3 protein-coding genes are annotated in these 2552 nt (G+C 38.0%); all 3 read right to left on the minus strand.

Annotated elements, in window-relative coordinates:
* On the minus strand, positions 1-748 hold a 748-nt coding region (locus tag A3735_RS18740; RefSeq protein ID WP_231882577.1), incomplete at its 3' end, for a hypothetical protein.
* 407 nt (positions 749-1155) lie between these two features.
* On the minus strand, positions 1156-2244 hold the full coding sequence (locus A3735_RS18745) for a glycosyltransferase (RefSeq protein WP_068638451.1): 1089 nt from the start codon (positions 2242-2244) through the stop codon (positions 1156-1158).
* 30 nt (positions 2245-2274) lie between these two features.
* The coding region (locus A3735_RS18750) for a glycosyltransferase (RefSeq protein WP_156499751.1) at positions 2275-2552 on the minus strand (278 nt) is incomplete at its 5' end.

A 2552-nucleotide genomic window follows, 5' to 3' on the forward strand; every position in this document is an offset into this window, starting at 1 on the left:
TCATAGCGAACAGAACCACGCCTAATTCTATTGAAATAGAATTTTTCATTTTTCGCTTTAAGTACAGAGGGTAATAACATAAGAGATACACAACTGCACCACCCAAGAACACTCCCCATTGTGCAAATTTATCTACGATATCAGAATGATGACCAATTCCTTTTCCAAAGGCTAGTATACCAAATAAGAAATTCTCCTTGAACGTATTAACACTCATTACATATGCATCACTACGACTGCCTACTGCGCCATCAGATTCATGACTGCCTGAGGAAGCAGCAATAATATCCAATAACTTTTCCTTATATCTTGTACCGTCGAGAAAATTTAAAAGAACCTCTAAATCAGAAAGAAAAGAAGTGGAAGCTAGAAAGGCAACTCCACCTAGGAGCATTAAAGAAAAAATTATAAGGCTCCTACGAATTAATATGACAATCAAACCAGTAAAGGCTATAACGTTTGCTATCGTATATTGAGACTTAATTAAAAAAGCGACGCATAAAAAGAAGTTAAGGATAGTAAGGAATATGAGAATATGATGCTTAGTTTCTTGATTACTTAGAACCCGATATAAAGCAACAAACACGGGTAACATGACTACGTTTGCATATACGACCCCATATCCACCAAGTCCCTGCGCGGCAAGCATTCTGCTAACATCGTTGCTTTCTGAAATCAATCGCGCAATTGAATGATCAACCATCAAAGCCTTAATTGTCAGAACCAAAGTGACCACATTAGCAAACATTACTGTACCTAAGATCAGTTTTGCCGACTTCTGATTCGCTGACAACAACTGCAAGGAAATAATCATGAAGATTAATAATAAGGAAAAGTGAGTATGCCTTAACTTATATTCAGATGGTGAGAAAACAGTGTTTGTAACCCACATATAACAAAGAACTAAACATACGATCATAGTTACTCTTCGAATTTTGTATCTCTGTAGGAGAAATACTTCCGAAAAAACCAAAGCCAAATAGCTACCTAGCCCTATCACAACTGATAGCCGCCCCAAAAGACTAAAAGAAAGCGCAGGCAAAAGGCACCACATTAAAAACGGGATCAATAAAACAAACCTGTCGTATCCCAATATTTTAGTATGTGCTGGATGAGTCATCTATAGTTTCTCTCACACAGAGTTTCAATAGCATATTAAGATAAGATGATTCTAATAATCTTGTCTTCATTTGCATCGCTAAACTTATTTCGATATCTATCAATACAAGATTGAATTACATCAGTTGCGCACATTGACAAAGCAGTGTCGAGAGATTCAACTAAATGATTAAAATCGTTATTCCTAAAAACCACACCAGTTTCGCCGGGAGTTATAATTTCCTCGTACCCATCAATATCGGACATAACTGGAACACACCCACATGACAATGCTTCTATGACTGGTCTAGGAAAATGTGGCGTTGTAGCAGGAAATAGTAGGCATCTACTATCAGCAATATACGGCATCGAGTCTTCAACGGCCCCAAGAACGTTGATAGCTTCTGAGTTATATTTATCCACAAACTCATCACTGTAGTACCCCAACAGACATAAACGGTACTGATTATCTGATTCTAGTAGCTCTTTTATTAAGTCAATTCCTTTTATGGATTTCTCACCGCCGACATATATTGCATCATACTGCCGCTCTTTTGGGTCAATTACGCACCCTCCTCCTTTAACGTAGTTACTTATTATTGAAGTTTTTGAGGCTATATTTGCCCCTAAACATTCTCTGTTATGCTTACTAAGAAATATCACATGATCAGCAAATTTGCTAAGCAATAATCTGATAAGGTTATTACGAATCCCAAAATAGCCCTTAGAAATCGCCTCTCTCACATGAACAATATTCCTAATACGAAATAATTTGGACACAAAGAGCCAATCGGTCAAAACAGAGGAGTTTAGATAAACAACATCAGGTCGAAGCTTTACGTACCAATAAGGGGCAACTACAAAAACTGTCAAGAGCCAGCTGAGTAACTGAAATAGAATTAGATGCGGTTCATACCATTTATACCACCGAGAAGAATGATTGAAATAACGCAGCGGTAAGCCTACAACATGATAATCAACTGACTTAAGTAGAGTTTTCGCATCTGAATCTTTTAAATACAGCACTTCGACTTGCTTACCATCACCTTTCAAACGGTTCGCCAACTGAGTCATACTCTTTGGAGCACCACCTAAGCCCACTCCATGATGTATAAACAAAATTCTTTCAGATTTAGCTTGTTTCAAAAGTACTCCCGTGTACTCATCCGTAGGAAGTTAATTTGAGATAATGAGGTTTTCAATTAGATCACTTGCGACGGTATTGTCAAAGCTACTCTCAGCAACCCCTCTCGCATTAGAGCGCATTACATTCAACTGATTACCATTCAATCTCATAATGCGTGTCAAACCACTTAACATGCTATCAACCGACTCGTCAGCACAAACGATGCCTGTCTGTTCATCCTTTAAATATTCAGCTAAGTCGCTGGTATGATTTGCAATAACGGGTGTCCCTACCGAAAAGCTCTCTACAAACTTGGTAGGAAAGCCTG

The sequence above is a fragment of the Oleiphilus sp. HI0061 genome (assembly GCF_001635675.1).